The sequence below is a fragment of the Sphaerisporangium sp. NBC_01403 genome (assembly GCF_045040145.1).
GTDB classification, from domain to species: Bacteria; Actinomycetota; Actinomycetes; order Streptosporangiales; family Streptosporangiaceae; genus Sphaerisporangium; species Sphaerisporangium viridialbum.
This window is the reverse complement of record NZ_CP109534.1, coordinates 2,824,410-2,840,566: the sequence shown is the minus strand read 5'-3', so window position 1 is coordinate 2,840,566 and position 16,157 is coordinate 2,824,410. Positions and strand designations below refer to the sequence as shown.

The 16,157-nt window shown below is 68.8% G+C and carries 10 protein-coding genes; 1 reads left to right on the top strand and 9 read right to left on the bottom strand.

Annotation, left to right across the window (positions count from 1 at the left end; all coding sequences use genetic code 11):
- Positions 1 to 128: 128 nt before the first annotated feature.
- The 5 genes from OG589_RS12765 to OG589_RS12745 form a co-directional block, all read right to left on the bottom strand.
- A complete protein-coding gene (locus OG589_RS12765; RefSeq protein WP_405152030.1) occupies positions 129 to 3,398 on the bottom strand; it encodes a discoidin domain-containing protein in 3,270 nt (1,089 codons plus the stop codon).
- Between the two features lie 318 nt (positions 3,399 to 3,716).
- Positions 3,717 to 5,456: a glycoside hydrolase family 127 protein gene (locus tag OG589_RS12760; RefSeq protein WP_405148896.1), complete on the bottom strand. Its 1,740-nt coding sequence runs from the start codon at positions 5,454 to 5,456 to the stop codon at positions 3,717 to 3,719.
- Complete coding sequence (locus OG589_RS12755) at positions 5,449 to 6,231, bottom strand: carbohydrate ABC transporter permease (protein ID WP_405148895.1); 783 nt, start codon at positions 6,229 to 6,231, stop codon at positions 5,449 to 5,451. The genes OG589_RS12760 and OG589_RS12755 overlap by 8 nt, the downstream gene beginning before the upstream one ends.
- Positions 6,228 to 7,112, bottom strand: coding sequence for a carbohydrate ABC transporter permease (locus OG589_RS12750; RefSeq protein WP_405148894.1), 885 nt, complete (start codon positions 7,110 to 7,112; stop codon positions 6,228 to 6,230). The genes OG589_RS12755 and OG589_RS12750 overlap by 4 nt, the downstream gene beginning before the upstream one ends.
- A gap of 5 nt (positions 7,113 to 7,117) precedes the next feature.
- On the bottom strand, positions 7,118 to 8,395 hold the full coding sequence (locus OG589_RS12745) for an ABC transporter substrate-binding protein (RefSeq protein WP_405148892.1): 1,278 nt from the start codon (positions 8,393 to 8,395) through the stop codon (positions 7,118 to 7,120).
- 208 nt (positions 8,396 to 8,603) lie between these two features.
- Here OG589_RS12745 and OG589_RS12740 point away from each other — a divergent pair, with 208 nt between their 5' ends.
- Positions 8,604 to 9,608 (top strand): LacI family DNA-binding transcriptional regulator, encoded by a 1,005-nt coding sequence (locus OG589_RS12740; RefSeq protein WP_405148891.1) that lies wholly within the window; start codon positions 8,604 to 8,606, stop codon positions 9,606 to 9,608.
- A 79-nt stretch (positions 9,609 to 9,687) separates the two neighbouring features.
- Here OG589_RS12740 and OG589_RS12735 read toward each other — a convergent pair whose 3' ends face one another.
- The 4 genes from OG589_RS12735 to OG589_RS12720 form a co-directional block, all read right to left on the bottom strand.
- Positions 9,688 to 11,625: an Ig domain-containing protein gene (locus tag OG589_RS12735; protein WP_405148889.1), complete on the bottom strand. Its 1,938-nt coding sequence runs from the start codon at positions 11,623 to 11,625 to the stop codon at positions 9,688 to 9,690.
- A 292-nt stretch (positions 11,626 to 11,917) separates the two neighbouring features.
- On the bottom strand, positions 11,918 to 13,189 hold the full coding sequence (locus tag OG589_RS12730) for a hypothetical protein (protein WP_405148887.1): 1,272 nt from the start codon (positions 13,187 to 13,189) through the stop codon (positions 11,918 to 11,920).
- Between the two features lie 75 nt (positions 13,190 to 13,264).
- The gene (locus tag OG589_RS12725) at positions 13,265 to 14,677 is read right to left on the bottom strand and encodes a glycoside hydrolase family 43 protein (RefSeq protein ID WP_405148885.1); all 1,413 of its coding nucleotides are present in this window, start codon (positions 14,675 to 14,677) and stop codon (positions 13,265 to 13,267) included.
- Between the two features lie 282 nt (positions 14,678 to 14,959).
- Positions 14,960 to 16,015, bottom strand: coding sequence for a LacI family DNA-binding transcriptional regulator (locus OG589_RS12720; RefSeq protein WP_405148883.1), 1,056 nt, complete (start codon positions 16,013 to 16,015; stop codon positions 14,960 to 14,962).
- Positions 16,016 to 16,157: the final 142 nt, after the last annotated feature.

Sequence of the window (16,157 nt, the reverse complement as noted above, 5' to 3'; positions counted from 1 at the left end):
CTTCGTCGGCACCTCGCGGATGAACGCCCTCCGCCGCGCCGAGATGGACGAGGCGTTCCCGGCCTGCTCGACGCCCTCACCAGAGCGGCGGGGGAGGCCGGTGGTCTCCCCCGCCGCGATGGCACGGGCTATGGGCCGTACGCCTTGACCTCCAACATTCCGACCGAGAAGCCGGCGGCGCTCTGCAGCAGCACGCGCAGCCGGGTGGTGTTCACCGCGGTGAAGGTCACGGTGTTGTACTGGCCGGCGGAGACGGGGTAACCGCTCGCGCCGGCGACGTCGACGTAGGCGCTGCCGTTCCAGGACTGCAGCTTCCAGGACGCGGGCAGGTCGATGCCCTGGTCGTCGTCGAAGAAGTACACCTGCGCCTTGTTGAGCGTCACCGCCGACGGCCAGGTCAGGGCGCCCCACTGCTCGCCCTGCTCAGGCCAGGTGCCCCAGCGCGGGTTGACCGTGTCGTTGGAGGAGGACGGCTCGATGCCGTCGTTGAGGGCCGCGACCGACTCCCACGCCGAGGTGGTGGAGGCGGACGGCGTCGCCGACAGGGCGAGGTTGGCGCCGGCCGGCGGGGCCGTCCCGCCCCGGTTGTAGATCTTCACCTCGGTGAGGCCGCTCTTCGCGCCGGAGGCGTTGGTCATCAGCACGCGTACCCGCTGCGCGGTGATTGGGGTGAACCGCACCAGGTTGTAGTTGCCCTGCGGGGTGCTCGGCGTCTGCGCCTGAGAGCCGGCGTTGGTCCAGGTGCTGCCGTTCAGGTACTGGATCTGGTAGGAGGACGGCGGCCGGTAGGTGCCGCTGGCCGGGCGGCTGTCCTTGAAGTAGAGCCGGACCTCGTCGAGCGTCTTGGCGCTGCCCAGGTTCAGCTCGTACCAGTCCTGGGCGTTGGGCGAGCCGCCCGCCCCCCAGAAGGGCTCGTTGATCGGGTACCCGTCGACCGCGGAGCCGGTGCTGGTGCCCGAGCCGGTGTAGGAGGCCGACACGGTGGCGCCCTGGGCGAGGTTGGTCAGGTTGCCGGTGAGGTCGGCCCCGGCCTTGGCCAGTTCGTCGACCACGCGCGGGTCGGACTGGACGACCTGCTGCGGCGCCTGCATCCCCGGGACCGCCGTGTTGAAGGCGACCGTGCCGGCGGTGCCGGGGAAGGTGACCGCGCCGGTGCCGGGGTCGAAGACGAACGGCACGAGCTGGTTGACCGTGGCCGCCCGGCTGCCGTTGACGTAGATGGAGTACCCCTGGGGCACGCCGGGGTACTTGACCACGCCGTCGGCGGGGTCGTCCCAGACGATGGACAGGTCGGAGTTGCGGTAGCGGATGTTGTTGACCGCGAAGTTCGACCAGCCGATGTTGATCGGCGAGAGCTCCACCTTGTTGTCGTTGCGCGGGCGCAGCCCGGCGACGTCCTCGATCAGCGTCCAGTTGCTGCTGCCGAGGATGTTGTGGTGGATCCAGGACCGGTAGGTGATGGACGAGCCGTTCCAGTTGGCCCAGAACTCGTTGGCGTCCGGCCACTGGGTGTTGCCGCCGACGTACTGAGCCCAGGTGTTCCAGTAGAGCAGCTTCTTGTAGTCGTCTGTGGTGATGTACGAGCTGGGGTAGTTGCGAAGCGCCGAGGAGAAGAGCCGGAACTGCACGGTGGAGTTGATGGTCGAGAAGTTGTTGCTGCCGGGGTTGCCGGCCGCCGCGGCGGCGGCCTTGTCCTTCTGGTTGGCGGTGTAGAAGGGGAAGACCGGGTATTCGGCCGGGTCGGCGAACAGCCGCAGCGCCTCGCGGTAGGTCGCGGTGTTGGGCATGAGCCCCACCGCGTACGGATAGAAGTTGTTGATCTCTTTCCACGGGTCGAGCGTGTTGGTGGCCACGTGGCGGTGTTGCAGCACGCGCGCGGTCGGATTCCACAGCACGTTGACGACCGCGTTCTGCACGCGGGTGGCCAGCGCGCGCATCTCCGCCGCCTTGGTGGCGTTGCCGATCGCGTCGTAGGCCTGCGCCGCGGCGAGGGCTCCGCTGTAGACGTAGGCGGACTCGGTGCGGTCGAGGTTGCCGCTGCGCCAGTGGAACGAGACCGCGTCGGCGTCGTTGCCGGTCAGCGCGCCCCAGTCGTACTCGATCAGCCCGTTGTTGTCGTGGTCGTAGTAGCTGAGCTGGCCCTTGGCGTCGCCCTCGGCGTACTTGGCGAGGTTCGCCGCGATGGCGGGCTGGCCGCCGTGGATCTGATAGCTCCGCCAGGCCGCCTCGCCGATGTACTGGGTGTAGCTGTTGGACCAGTTGGCCGGGTCGCCGGGATTGTCGAGGAACCGGCCGCCCTTGGAGACCTGCCCGACCGAGAGCCAGTCACCGTAGGCGTAAAGCGGGGTGCGCAGGTACTTCAGGTCGTCGATGTGCATCGGCTGGGTGAGCGCGATGGCGTTGTTGTACCCGAGCGCGCCCTCGACCGAGGTGGGGAACTGGTAGGTCTGACCGGGCAGGTTGGCGTCGAGGTTGTTGAACCGCATCAGCCACCAGCGGTAGTAGTAGTTCTTCTTGATGGCCGGCTCGGGCGAGTCGAAGTACGGGATGTTCTGCGCCCACCACAGGTTGTACGCCCGTACGTGGGTGGCGAACGCGGTGGCGTTGCTGTAGCCCTTGTAGGCGTTGTACTCGCTCAGCGACTCCGGGATCTCGTTGGTGACGAAGCCCATCACGACCTTGGCGGTGACGGTGGCGCCCGCGGCGACGGTGACCGACCGGTTGAGCCCGCCGCCGGTGGCGGTGAACCCGTCGCCCGACAGGCGCGGGTATAGGGTGGTGAGGTTGTTGAACGCGTTGACGGTGCCGGTCAGCTCGTTGCCGCTGCCGGAGGTGGCGTACGGCGAGGTGGCCCGCAGTTGCAGGGTGGCGGCGGCGGACCCGTTGTTGGTGATCGACAGGTTGGCCACGGCGACGTTGTTCTGGGTGATGAACTTGGTCTGCTCGACCCGCACGCTGCCGCCGGTGTGCACGCTCCTGAAGTAGCCCGGCGCCTGCCAGCGCTGGCCGGCCTGCTCGGTGAAGGTGCCCGGCGTGATCGCGACGGTGAACGCGCTCTGGTTGTTGATGCTCTCGATGTAGGCCACGTTGCCGGCGAAGCCGAGCGTGCCGGGGTTGTGGGTCTTCATGAACAGCGCGCGGCCGCGGGTCATCAGGATGCCGCCGTCGGCGTCGGAGGGGTCGCTGCCGGAACGGCCGAGCAGCCGGTCGATCCAGAAGTCGGTGCCGGAGCTCTCGGAGTCGTAGATGGCCTTCATCATGTTGCCGGTGTTGTAGCCGACCGGCGGCGCGGGCACGGCGGGCCCGGTGAACGTGGGGTACCCGATGGTCTGCGCCGCGGACGCGTCCTGTCCGAGGGTGATCAGCGCGCTGATGACGAGACAGAGCACCGTCCCCACGGACAATGATCTCTGTCTGGATCGGGCGAAAGACGGCATCACGTCACCTCCTTTGAGGGTGCGGTCGCGGCCGGACGCCGCGCCTGAGTTCACGATCGGCTCCGAAAAGGTTTTCGGCAATGTTAACTTTCGGTAACGGGAGATCGCGTGGGCATGACGTTCAACCATGTAAGGCATCCGGCATCAGCTCAGGGCGTCCGCGCGCCCTGAGCCGATGCCCGGTATCTCGAAAAACTTCCCAAAGGATTTCGGTGAGGCGCCGCGCTCCGGAATGGCCGGCCGCCGGGAGCCTCAGGCGAGTACGACCGTCACGAGCCCTCAGCGGGCCTCCGGGAGCCAGACGCGCATGGTCGCGGGCCCGCGGTTGCCCCACCGGTAGTACGGGACCAGACCCAGGTCGAGCCGCTCCCCCGCGCCGCCGGCGAACGCGCCGTACGGCCAGCCGTTCCGCTCGGTCTCGACGCGGCGCGCGGCCACCTCCAGGTCGGGGCCGCGTTCGACGGGCAGGGTGGCGGTGCTGACCTCGATCTCCGACAGCGACGGGGCGTCACCGGGTGCCTCGGCGCAGTAGACGAGGGGGCCGCGCTCGACGGCGACGCACCCCCGTACGCCGTCGATGCGGGGATCGGGGCGGACCCAGCGGGGTCTCATCGGCAGGTCCACATGGATCTCGTCGCCGGGCCGCCAGGAACGTTCCCATTCGCGCACACCGCCGCCCGCCCACGCCGGGGTCCGCATGGTGATCCGGCGGGGGGCCTCGGGGGCGGCCTCGACGCGTAGGGTGACTCCCCCGGACCACGGGTAGCCGGTGTCCATTCGCAGCGACAGCCCGTCGTGGGCGACCGTGGCTGGGGTGATCTGGTGGATCTGGATGCCCCGGTCGTCCCCGGTCGCGATGTACGCGGCGAGGCTGGCGAACGTGCGGGCGATGTTGTTGGGACAGCACGACACCTCACGCCAGGGGGCGCGCAGGCCCCCCTCGGCGCGCGGACTGACGCCCTCCACGACCTCTCCGGCCACCCGGACCTGCAACGGATTGGCATAGAAGAACGAGTGGCCGTCCAGCGCCGGCCCCGCGGCGACGACGTTGTAGAGCGTCCGCTCGATCAGGTCGGCGTAGCGGGGGTCGCCGGTGGCGAGCAGCAGCCGGTGGGCCAGCATGACCGAGGCGACCCCGGCGCAGGTCTCGTTGTAGGCGCGGTCGGGCGGTAGCTCGTAGTCGTCGCCGAAGGATTCGCCGGAGTGCCGCGAACCCATCCCGCCGGTCAGGTAGGTGCGCCGGGCGACAGTCCGCTCCCACTGCCGTTCGACGGTCTCCAGCAGGTCCTTGTCGCCCGTCTCCACGGCCAGGTCCACCACGGCGCAGGCCAGGTAGAGGGCGCGTACGGCGTGCCCGCGGAAGACCTCGGCCTGCCGTACGGGAAGGTCGTCCTGGAAGTAGGCGCGGCCGAACTCGACGTCGGCGAGCGCGGGACCGCCGCGGCGCTCGACGAAGCGGCGGGCCATCTCCAGGTAGCGTTCGGCGCCGGTCTGGCGGTGGAGCTCGATGAGGGCCATCTCGATCTCGGGGTGGCCGCAGACCTCGTTTCCCTCCATGAAACGCGCGCACACGTGGTCGGCCGCCCGGCGGACGACCTCGGCGAGCTCGTCTTCGCCGTGGACGCGCATGCGGGCGACTCCGGCCTGGATGAGGTGGCCGTAGCAGTAGAGTTCGTGGCCCCATTCCAGGTCGGTGTAGCGGGCGGCGGGCCAGCGCGTGTTGAGGTAGCCACCGGGTTCCTGGGCCGCCGCGACGACCCGGGTCAGCTCCTCGACGCGTGGGTCGCCGGCCCAGGCCATGGCCTCCATCAGCTTGTACACCTCGGAGTCGCTGAACTCCCGGCCGCGCCGCGGCGCCCCTGCGAAGTTGGCGATCCAGCCGACCCGGTCCATCCACTCGTAGCAGTGATCAATGATCGTCTGTGTCGGCTGCGATCCCCAGAACCCGGGCAACAGGCGGACATCGGACAGGCCGAGGGGCGTGAGCGGGCCGGAGGACGGGACGACGGGACTAACCACGCAAGGCTCCTGACATGAATCCGCGGACGTAGTGGCGCTGCAGGACGAGGAAGAGGACCAGGCAGGGCACGGCCATGACCATGACGCCGGCCTGAAGCATGCCGTAGTCGATCGCGCCGAACGTCCGCTGCGTCATGCTGACGACGGCGACCGGCAGGGGGAAGCTGGACCCGTCGTTGAGCAGGATCAACGGGGCGAAGAAGTCGTTCCACGAGGCCAGGAACGCGAACAGCCCCACGGTGACCAGGCCGGGCCGTACGGCGGGCAGCAGGATGCGGGTGAGCGCGCGCAGCGAGCCGCACCCGTCCACCAGGGCCGACTCCTCGATCTCCCGGGGGATCGCCTCGAAGGAGTTGCGCATCATGTAGATGGCGAACGGCAACTGGAACATGACGAAGACGAGGGCCAGGCCTGCCAGCGAGTTCTGCAGCCCGACGTACCCGAGGAGTACGTACAGCGGGATGAGGATCGTCGGGTAGGGCACCATGAGGATCGCGAGCGTGGCCAGGAACAGCAGGTTCTTGCCGGGGAAGCTGAACCGGGCGAACGCGTAGCCGCCGAGGGTGGCCACGGCGAGGGTCGCGGCGACGGTCATCACGGAGACGGCCAGGCTGTTGCCGACGTAGCGGGGCAGGCCCTCGCCGAACCTCGCCATCTGCGCGTAGTTGCCGAGCGTGTAGCCGCCGGTCTGGTCGCGCACCGATGACCAGCCGCTCCACAGCAGCGGGAACAGGAAGAGCACGGCCAGCGCCGACCGTGAGGAGTAGTACCTCATTTGAGCACCTTCAACTGGATGGCGTTGAGCGCGACCAGCACGACGAGCAGCACGGCGGAGAGCGCCGCCGCGCCGCCGAGGTCGAATCGGAAGAACGCGTTGCGGTAGATCACCATCACCATCGACACCGTGCTGTTGTCGGGGCCGCCGTTGGTGAAGATGAAGAACTGGTCGAAGGCGAGCAGGGACCCGGTGACGCTGAGGATCAGCATCAGCGCGATCGTGGGGCGCAGCAGGGGCAGCGTGATCCGGGTGAACACCTGCCAGCGGGTCGCGCCGTCGCTCCTGGCCGCCTCGTAGACGGCGACGGGAATGGCCTGGAGGCCGGTGAGCAGGATCAGCATGTTGAACCCGGCGAACCGCCAAAGGACCAGCATGATCGTGGAGAACAACGCCATGTTCGGCGTTCCGGTCCATTTGACGCCGAGGAAGCCGAACGGCCCGACGTCGTTGTTGAGCAAGCCGTAGAACAGCAGGGCCGCCGCGGCGAAGCCGACCGCGCCGGGCAGGAAGAACGCCGTGCGGAAGAACCCGACGCCTGGCCTGCGCTCCTGGACGAGCAGTGCCAGGCCCAGGGCCAGCGCCGAGAGCAGCACCGTGATGATCGCGGTGTACTTCAGCGTGAACCAGACGGAGTCGAGGAACAGCGGATCCTCGGTGATCTTGGCGTAGTTCTTCGGCGCGTTGAACGTGGGCGAGCCGATCAACGGCCACTTGTTCAGCGACATCACGCCGACGAGCACGAGGGGGGCGACGAACAGGGTCGCGACGATCACGGCGGTGGGTGCCGCGTACACCAGCCCGGCGAGTTTGCGCAGGTCCCGGCGCCTGGCCACGGCGTGACCGCCGTGGCCAGGACGGGTGGCCGTGACACCGGTCATGCCGGTCACTGCTGGAGAGACTGGTTGACGGCGTCGTTGAGCCGGACCACCTTCGACGGGTCTCCGAAGAGGGCCTCGCGGGCCAGGCGAAGCCACGGCCCCTGCGGGTCGTTGAAGGTCTGGCCGAACTTCAGGGCGTAGGGCGTCTGCCCCTTGGCCACCAGCGAGTTGATCAGCACGACCCGGGGGTCGGCGGCGGAGTACTTGTTGCCGGACAGGTCGGTGCGGGCGAGCACGTCCTTGTTCTTGGCCATGACCTCGACCTGGGCCTCGTCGGAGACCGTCCAGGCGAGGAAGTCCCAGGCCGCGTCGGGGTGCCGCGAGGTGGCGGAGATGCCGACGGAGTCGCCGCCGACGAACGTGGACCCGCCGCCGTCGGGGCCGGCGATGGGCGCGACGCCGATGTCCATGCCGGCGGGCATGGATCCGAGCGTGGTGGACGGCATCGGCATGACGCCGATCTCCCCCTTGGGGAAGAAGCCGGTCCAGGTCGGGCCCTGCTCCTCCTTGGTGGTGGGCCCGGTGGCGCCCTTGTCGTACAGGTCGCGGTAGATCGAGAAGACGTCGGTCATCGGGGACCTGTCGACGAGTGACTGGGTGCCGTCGTCGTTCATGACCTGACCGCCCGCGGCCCAGACCGAGGGCCAGAAGGTGAAGACGTAGCAGCCGCCGCAGTTGCCGCCGAAGAACGTGCCGTGGACCTTGCCGTCCTTGCCCAGCTTGTTCTGGATCGTGGTGGCCTGCTCGGCGAACTCCTTGAGCGTGGCGGGCCCCTTGTCCGGGTCGAGTCCCGCCTTCTTGTACAGGTCCTTGTTCCACAACCAGACCGACAGGTCCAGGGTGTGCGGCAGCGTGTAGAGCTTGCCCTCGTAGGTACCGAGGCGCATGTGCGAGGGGGCGAGCGAGTCCTTGAACGGCAGCTTGTCGACACGGTCGGTGACGTCGAGGAACAGGCCCTGCGAGGTGTAGTTCGGGACGAAGATGACGTCGGCGGCGAAGATGTCGGGAAGCTGCCCTGCCCCGGCCGCGGCGGCGATTCTCGGCTGGTAGTTGTCGGTGGGGATGACGGTGAGCTTGACCTTGTTGGCGTGGCCGGCGTTGTAGGCGTCGACGAGGCGCTGGCTCTGCGCCTGGGTGGCGGCGCGCGTCCACATGGTGACGGTGACCGGGCCGCTGGAGGCATCCTTCCCGGAGGTTCCGGGCTTGTCGCCGCCGCTGCCGCAGGCCGCCAGGGCCACGGCCAGGAGCGCTGCGGCCGTGATCGACGGCAGTCTCGTGAACATCGGTGCTCCTTGTCAGGGGGGGTGTGGCCGTAATCGGCGAGGGCTGGTCTCTCCTCGAAAAGCCTGCAGGAGGACACGTAAAAGGTTTTCGGAAACGTAACCGCAACGTACGCCACCGTCAATGGCTGTGGAAGGACTTGTCCCGTTACGAACTGGCGACTATCTTCAGCAGCACCAGGACTTCTCAACGGAAAAGGCTTTCGTCGAAATGGAACCCCAACGACCCGCCACGATCACCGATGTGGCCGCCCGCGCCGGGGTGTCCATCGCGACCGTGTCCAAGGCGCTAAACGGGCGTGGCCAGGTGCGCGCGGAGACCCGCGAGCGCGTCTTCCTGGCCGCGAAGGAGCTCTCCTTCCAGCCGAACGCGCTGGCCCGCAGCCTGCTGTCCGGGCAGACCCGCACCGTGGGGCTGCTCACCAGCGACAGCGTGGGCCGGTTCGGCATCCCGGTGCTGCTCGGTGCGGAGGACGCCTTCGGCTCCGGCGAGATGGCGGTGCTGCTCTGCGACGCCCGCGGTGACGCGATCCGCGAGCAGCACTACATCCGCACATTGCTGGCGCGCAGGGTCGACGGCCTGATCGTGGTGGGCGAGAGCACCGACGCCCGCCCGTCGATCAGCCGCGACCTGGCGGTGCCCGTGGTGTACGCCTACGCGCCGTCCGACGACCCCGGCGATGTGTCCTTCGTGCCCGACGACGTGGACGGCGCCGCGCAGGCCGTCCGCCACCTGCTCACCCTTGGCCGTCGCAGGATCGCCCATGTCACCGGCCCGATCCACTACCAGGCCGCGCGCGACCGCGCCGCCGGTGTGATGGGCGCGCTGGAGGAGGCCGGGCTCCCCCTGTCGGGGGGCCAGGTCCTGTACGGGGAGTGGTCCCAGCGCTGGGGCCGGCAGGCCGCCGAGGTGATCTTCCGCAACGATCCCGAGACCGACGCGGTCGTGTGCGGCAGCGACCAGATAGCGGCGGGCCTGGTAGAGGCCGCGCGCGAGCGGGGCCATCGGGTGCCGGAGAACCTCGCGGTCGTCGGCTACGACAACTGGGAGGTCCTGTCCACCGAGACCAGGCCCCCGCTCACCACCGTCGACATGAGCCTGGAGATGCTGGGCCGCACCGCGGCGCAGCACCTGTTCGCGGCCATCGACGGCCGGGCGACCCCGGGTGTCCACCGGATGCCCTGCCGTCTGATCATCCGCGACTCCACGGTCTGACCGGCCACGGCGACGCCGCCCGCTTAGGCGAGGACCATCCCGCCACGCCGGTCATCCGGCGCCGCCTGGCCAAGGCCCGTCACGTGCCGAAGGCCTTGACCTCGAGCAGGCCGACCGAGGCCGCGCCGCTCTGGATCAGGACGCGCAGGCGGGTGGTGGTGACCGGGGTGAAGGTGACGTGGTTGTACTGGTTGAGAGCTCTGCCGTACGCGCTCGCGCCGGGCAGGTCGGCGTAGGCGCTGCCGTTCCATGACTGGAGCTTCCACGAGGCGGGCACGCGCACGCCGCCGTTGTCGTCGAAGAAGTAGACGTCGGCGGAGCTCAGCGTCTTGGCCGAGGGCCAGGTCAGCTCGGCCCACTGCTCACCGGTGTTGGGCCAGGTGCCCCAGCGCCGGTTGACGGTGTCGTTGGACGACGGCGGGTCGATGCCGTCGTTGACCGCGGCCACGCTCTCCCAGGGCGAGGTGTAGGACGCCGAGGCGGTCGCGCCGGAGGCCTGGTTCACCGGCGAGGGCGTGCCCGTGCCAACGCTGATCTGGAAGGTCTTGGTGACCGGCGTGCTCAGCTTGTCGTAGTCGCGCAGTTGCACGGTGAAGGAGTAGGACCCGGCGGACGCGGTGACCTGGCCGCTGATGGCGCCGGTGAAGCGGTCCAGGCTGAGCCCGGCGGGCAGCGTGCCGCCGGTTACCCGCCAGTCGTAGAAGGGCACGCCGCCCTTGGCGGCGAGCGTCTGCTGGTAGGCCTGCCCCGGCGTGGCCTGCGGCAGGCTGCCGGTGGTGATGGACGGCTTGAGGAACGGGGTGAGGTCGTGGTTGAGCTTCCATCCCGCGTTCTCGGCGATGAGCAGGGACAGCTTGGTCGGCATCCACCTGCGGGTGGGGAACATGTGCATCCAGCCGCCGTTCTGCCCGCTGATCCTGTCCCAGTAGGGCTCGGTGCCCGGGATGTGGTAGCTGGTGTCCAGCGGCACCGCCCGGCCCTGGTAGTCGATCACCTCCTGGTCGCCGGCCCCCGAGGCGTTGACGTAGGCGCGCATGCCGGCCCAGTCGCTGTGGTAGGCGACGGCGTGGCCGTACTCGTGCATGACCAGGCCGTAGACGTCCAGCACGGAGCCCTGGATCTCGGTCTTGTACCAGTCCTCGTCGGCCAGCGAGGTGAAGAGCTGCTTGCCCGCCTCGTCGTACTCGAAGATCATCGCGGTGGAGCGGTGCAGCGGCCCGGGGACCTGCTGGCCGTTCCTGGTGCTGTACTTGCCGTTGGCGGCGGGATACCCGGTGGAATAAGGGCTCTGGATACCCCGGAAGAAGACCCACATGCCGTTGTAGGCCTGGTCGTTGGTGACGGTGATGTTGTTCGCCCAGTCGTTGCCCGGCAGGTGGTTGTTCTCGGCGCCGGCGGCCACGGTGTCGAACGGCTGTACGTCGAAGAACCGGTACCAGTCCTTGACGGCCTCCTCGGCGGCGGTGCGGAAGGCCGGGGCGTTGAAGTAGCCGGTGATCGTGTCGTACCGGTAGTCGAAGTGGAGGGGGATGCCGGGTTCGATCGCGGTCTTCTGGTCTTGCTGGACCCTGATCGGCATGGTCTGCTGGTAGGTGGCGTTGCTCGCGTCCTTGCTGGTGAGCCTCAGCGTGTATTGCTCGTCGGAGCCGGGCGCGCGCTTGGAGTGGATCGCCAGCCGGAAGACCTTCTGGTCGCTCGCACTGGCGAACGTGAGGGTCTTGGTGGCCCCGGTGGCGGTGAGTTGGCTGGGCAGGTCCATCATGAGCCGGGACGTGCCCTCGGCCTTGAGGTTGATCGTCACCGGGTACGGCACACCCTGCGGGGGCTTGACGGTCAGCTCGACGTAGGGGTTGGCGATGTAGCCCTCCCAGTCGACCAGCTTGACGCCGTAGTCGTTGACGGTCCGGCCGAACATGTCGACGACCTGGGCGGCGGGCGCGGCCCCCGCGGCGGGGGTGCTGATCAGGAACGGCACGGCGAGCCCGGCGAGGGCCACCGCTATCGCTGATCTCCTCATTCCTTTACGCCTTTCTGAGAGGGGACGGTTCTGGGGTGGTCAGTTCTTGATGCCGGTGAGGGTCACGCCTTCGATCGGAGATCTAGGGTGCGGACCCCTGGCTTCAGCCATGGGGGTAAGCCCTTCTGTCGAATCTTTGAGCGATAGTCAGACCCCTGCTGTCTAGAGATCTGTGTGGCTGTGACCTTGCGCACGAACAGCGCAAGGGCCGCTCCTCCCGCGTCCTGCGCCAGGAGGCCGGGGGCGCCGGTCCGCCGCGCGGCGGGCCGGCGTCCACGTGCCGGTTCGGTGGTCAGTAGCCGTAATGGCTCTTGAGATGGCGCCACCAGTCCCGGAACATCCAGGCGTCGAAATCGGTGATCTGGGTGGCGCTGCCGGCCTTCATGAGGAAGCCGCCGACACCGGTGGGCGTCCAGTCGTAGAAGTCGTCCAGCCCGAAGCTGTGGCCCATCTCGTGCAGGAGTATGTGGATGTTGTCGGTGTTCAGCGCGCCGACGAAGTACTCGCTGCCGATGCGCTGCCCCCAGTCGCCGCCCGCTCCGCCGCCCATCCCGGCGGTGAGCCACAGGGACATGTCGTAGTGGCGGGCGGCCCCGCCCGGGCAGTTGGGATACTGGCCGTTCTGGTGGAAGAAGCGCCCGCACGGCTCGGAGCACTGCGGGGCGCCCTCGCGGATGTCGTTCACGTAGACGTCCACGGAGTTGTCGCTCCACTGCAGCGTGGCGCGGTCGCGCACCGCCCAGCCGACGACCTTGACGGGGACGCTGGTGTAGGGCCAGCCGTTGTGGCCGGCCATCAGGTCGGTCCACTTCTTCATCTGGCGGGCCAGGGCGGCGTGGATCTGGTCGCGCAGCGCGGAGGAGACGGGCGCGCTGGAGTCCCAGCGCACGCAGTAGTTGAGGCTGCCGCCGTTGGCCATGACCTGGTCCCACCCGTAGTTCCTGAAGGTGTTCAGTTGCGGGTAGGTGTCCACGTAGTGCTGCCACACCTCGTTGAGCGGGGTCACCAGGTTCGCGGGCGGGTTCCACCCGGTGGAGCCGCCGCCGGGGATGGTTCCGTTGGCCTTGACCTCCAGCAGTCCCACCGAGGTGGTGCCGCCCTGCAGGAGCACCCGGAGCCGGGTGGTGGTGACCGGGGGGAAGGTGACGTGGTTGTACTGGTTGAGCGCCCTGCCGTACGCGCTCGCGCCCGCAAGGTCGGCGTAGGCGCTGCCGTTCCATGACTGGAGCTTCCACGAGGCGGGCACGCGCACGCCGCCGTTGTCGTCGAAGAAGTACACGTCGGCCGAGGTCAGCGCCCGGCCGGTCGGCCAGGTGAGCAGGGCCCACTGCTCACCGGTGTTGGGCCAGGTGCCCCAGCGCCGGTTGACGGTGTCGTTGGACGACGGCGGGTCGATGCCGTCGTTGACCGCGGCCACGCTCTCCCAGGGCGAGGTGTAGGACGCCGAGGCGGTCGCCGCGGGCGCCAGGTTGGGATCCGCCGCCGCCGCCGGAGTCACGCCGGCGGGAGACAGCAGCAGGCCGAGCACCAACGCGGGGACGGCCGCCGCCCACCATCGTCTCATCGGGAACCTCCGTGATTCGTCGTGCCGCACCTTGGGTGCGACGGGAACGGGCAGGGTGGCGCGGGGTCAGGGGTGCTAGAGCGCCATCCACTCGAGGACGCCGGTGGAGTAGCCCGGCCTAGAGGTGATGTTCAGCCGCAGTCTGGTCGTGGAGACCGGGGTGAACGTGGTGACGTTGTAGGTGCTCCCGGCGACGCCGCAGGAGGACTGGCCGGGCACGTTGACGTACGCGCTGCCGTTCCAGTACTGGACCTGGCAGGAGGCGGGGAGGTCGATGCCCTGGTCGTCGTCGAACCAGTAGGTCGCGACCTTGCCGAGGGTGCGGGCAGTGGGCCACTGGTACTCGATCCACTCGGTGCCCTGGTGGCTCCAGTTGCCGTAGGCGCCGTGGCTGTGGTCGGCCGAGCCGCTGGGGACGTACCCGTCCTTGATCGCGCCGAGCGTCTCCCACGGGGAGACGTAGGAGGTGGACGCGGTGGCCGTCAGCGCGTGGTTGGTGCCGGACGGGGGCTGGCCGCCGCCTCCGCCGATCGGGCCGGTGGTCTGGACGACCTTCTGCATGGTGCCGTCGGCGTTCCAGTACAGCTTGTCCAGGGTGACCGACCGGCGGAAGTTGCCGCCGCCGGGGGCTCCGGCGTTGTGGTAGACCATGTACCACTGGCCGTTGAACTCGATGATGGCCGGGTGGTTGGTGGTCGAGGTGACCTGGTCGAGCACCACGCCCCGCTGGGTCCACGGCCCCATCGGGTTGCTCGCGGTGGCGTAGCGAACGCAGGCGTAGCCCGGCGCCGAGCAGCCCGAGTCGTTGGCCGCGTAGGCCAGGTAGTAGGTGCCGTTGCGCTTGAACATCCAGGGCGCCTCCCAGAAGTTCGAGACTCCCTGCGGGGTGACGACCGGGCCGTTCAGCGAGATCATGTCCGAGTTCAGCCTGGCCGCGCGCACCCCGTAGTAGGAGCCCCAGTACATGTAGACCTGGCCGTCGTCGTCGGTGAAGACGGTCGGGTCGATGTTGAGCGGGGACGAACCGGGGGTGCTGTCGCTGATCAGCGGGCCGCCCTTGGCGTCGGTGAACGGGCCGGTCGGGGAGTTGCCGACCGCGACGCCGATGTCCATCCATCCCGGGCCGTTGCCGTTGACCGGGGCGTACCAGTAGTACTTGCCGTTGTGCGGCTCGACCTCGCCGGCCCAGGCGTCGGCGCCGGCCCACGGGAAGGTCGCCAGGGACATCTTGGCCCCCTGGTCGGTGAACGTGCTCGCGTCGGTCGAGGTGAAGACGTGCCAGTCACGCATGACGAAGTTGGTGCCGCCGGCGGGCGCCTCGTCGTGGCCGGTGTAGAGGTACAGGGTGTTCCCGACGACCAGGGCCGCCGGGTCGGCGGTGTAGATCGCGGTGGTGATCGGGGCGGCGGCCTGGGCCGGCCCGGCGGTGGCGGGAACGAGTGCGGTCAAGGCGATCGCGGCCAGGGCGGTCGTCCATCGTCGTCTCATGCGGCGCTCCTAAGGGTGACTGGCGTTATCGCCTTTTGTTAGCGCTAACAATTCTTTTCGATCGCGCTCCGAATTCTTCTCGCGAAGGAACCGCCGCGCGTTTCGCCTGAGGCTGCACCGAGTGTTTTCCATAACATGAAGCCTGTCAAGCATTCGACTGTCAGTGTGCCGCGAGCTGCGCGAACGGCGAATAGTCACCGCGATTTTCCGGCTAACAAATATGTTATCGATAACATCAAATGGAACGCGGCATTTTCTATCCGGCATACCGCCGGACGGCCGCTAGGGCGCCCGTCCGGTGCTTCCTCTGACGACCAGTTCCGTCTTTATGATCTTGAAGCTCTGCACGGCCCCTCCTTCCATCCGCTGGAGCAGCAGGCGGAATGCCTGACCGCCGAGGTCGCGGAAGTCCTGGCGGACCGTGGTCAGCGACGGCCACAGGTAGCCGGCCTCGGGGATGTCGTCGAAGCCCACCACGCTCACGTCCTCGGGAACGCGCCGCCCCGCCTCGTGCAGCGCGCGCAGCACCCCCACGGCCATCTGGTCGTTGGCCACGAAGATCGCCGTGATGTGCGGATCGCCCGCCAGGTGCCGGCCGAGCCGGTAGCCCGACTGCGGGCTCCAGTCACCGGACAGGACCTCGGGCACGAGCCGGCCACCGGACTGGAGGGCCGAGCGCCACCCCTGGATGCGCCCCTGTGCGGCCATCCAGTCGACCGGGCCCGATATGTGCCACACCGTCTCGTGGCCCAGCCCCAGCAGGTGTCCGGTGGCTCTGGCCGCGCCGCCGGTCTGGTCGGCCATGACGACCGGCACGGGCATGCCCGATCCGGCGTCCACCGCGATCAGGGGGAGACCGGGGTGCAGTTCGCGCACACCGTCGGCGGCCGCTTCGTGCGGCACCACGACGATGACGCCGTCGACCTGCTGGGTGCGCAGCCGGCGCACTCCCTCGGCGATCGAACAGGGGTCGGGCGAGCCGAGGCCGGCGACGTCGACCGCGTAGCCGGACCTCCTGGCGGCCCGCTCGATCGCGTACAACGTGGCGGCCGGGCCGTACAGGTTGGTGTCGACGCCGACCACTCCCAGCACGCCCGATCGGCCGGTGACCAGTTGGCGGGCGGCCTGGTTCGGCCGGTAGTCGAGCCTTTCCACCGCCGCCAGGACCCGCGCCCGGGTGTCCGGGCGCACCCGTTCGGGGTCGTTGAGCGTGCGCGACACCGTCATGGTCGACACCCCGGCCAGCGCCGCGACGTCGCGCAGTGCCGCCGACCTGGTCCGCACGTTGCCCGTCTGGCCGGATGCCGTGCCGCCGCGCCGGGGCATCCCGCCTTCCATGATCGTCTCCTCTGCAGCCCTCGCGACGCACCGAAACCCGCATAAAACCTTTTCGGAAACGTAGGCGCAACCTGAGAGGCTGTCAATAGTCCTGATCATCTGGATGTTCTCCGCCGGGACGGAGGTCAGGGCCCCTTCTGCG

Excerpts from the sequence above, each read along its gene's own strand:
- OG589_RS12755 (WP_405148895.1), bottom strand. The coding sequence starts at position 6,231 with ATGAGGTACTACTCCTCACGGTCGGCGCTGGCCGTGCTCTTCCTGTTC.
- OG589_RS12750 (WP_405148894.1), bottom strand. The coding sequence starts at position 7,112 with ATGACCGGTGTCACGGCCACCCGTCCTGGCCACGGCGGTCACGCCGTG.
- OG589_RS12745 (WP_405148892.1), bottom strand. The coding sequence starts at position 8,395 with ATGTTCACGAGACTGCCGTCGATCACGGCCGCAGCGCTCCTGGCCGTG.
- OG589_RS12740 (WP_405148891.1), top strand. The coding sequence starts at position 8,604 with ATGGAACCCCAACGACCCGCCACGATCACCGATGTGGCCGCCCGCGCC.
- OG589_RS12735 (WP_405148889.1), bottom strand. The coding sequence starts at position 11,625 with ATGAGGAGATCAGCGATAGCGGTGGCCCTCGCCGGGCTCGCCGTGCCG.
- OG589_RS12730 (WP_405148887.1), bottom strand. The coding sequence starts at position 13,189 with ATGAGACGATGGTGGGCGGCGGCCGTCCCCGCGTTGGTGCTCGGCCTG.
- OG589_RS12725 (WP_405148885.1), bottom strand. The coding sequence starts at position 14,677 with ATGAGACGACGATGGACGACCGCCCTGGCCGCGATCGCCTTGACCGCA.
- OG589_RS12720 (WP_405148883.1), bottom strand. The coding sequence starts at position 16,015 with ATGGAAGGCGGGATGCCCCGGCGCGGCGGCACGGCATCCGGCCAGACG.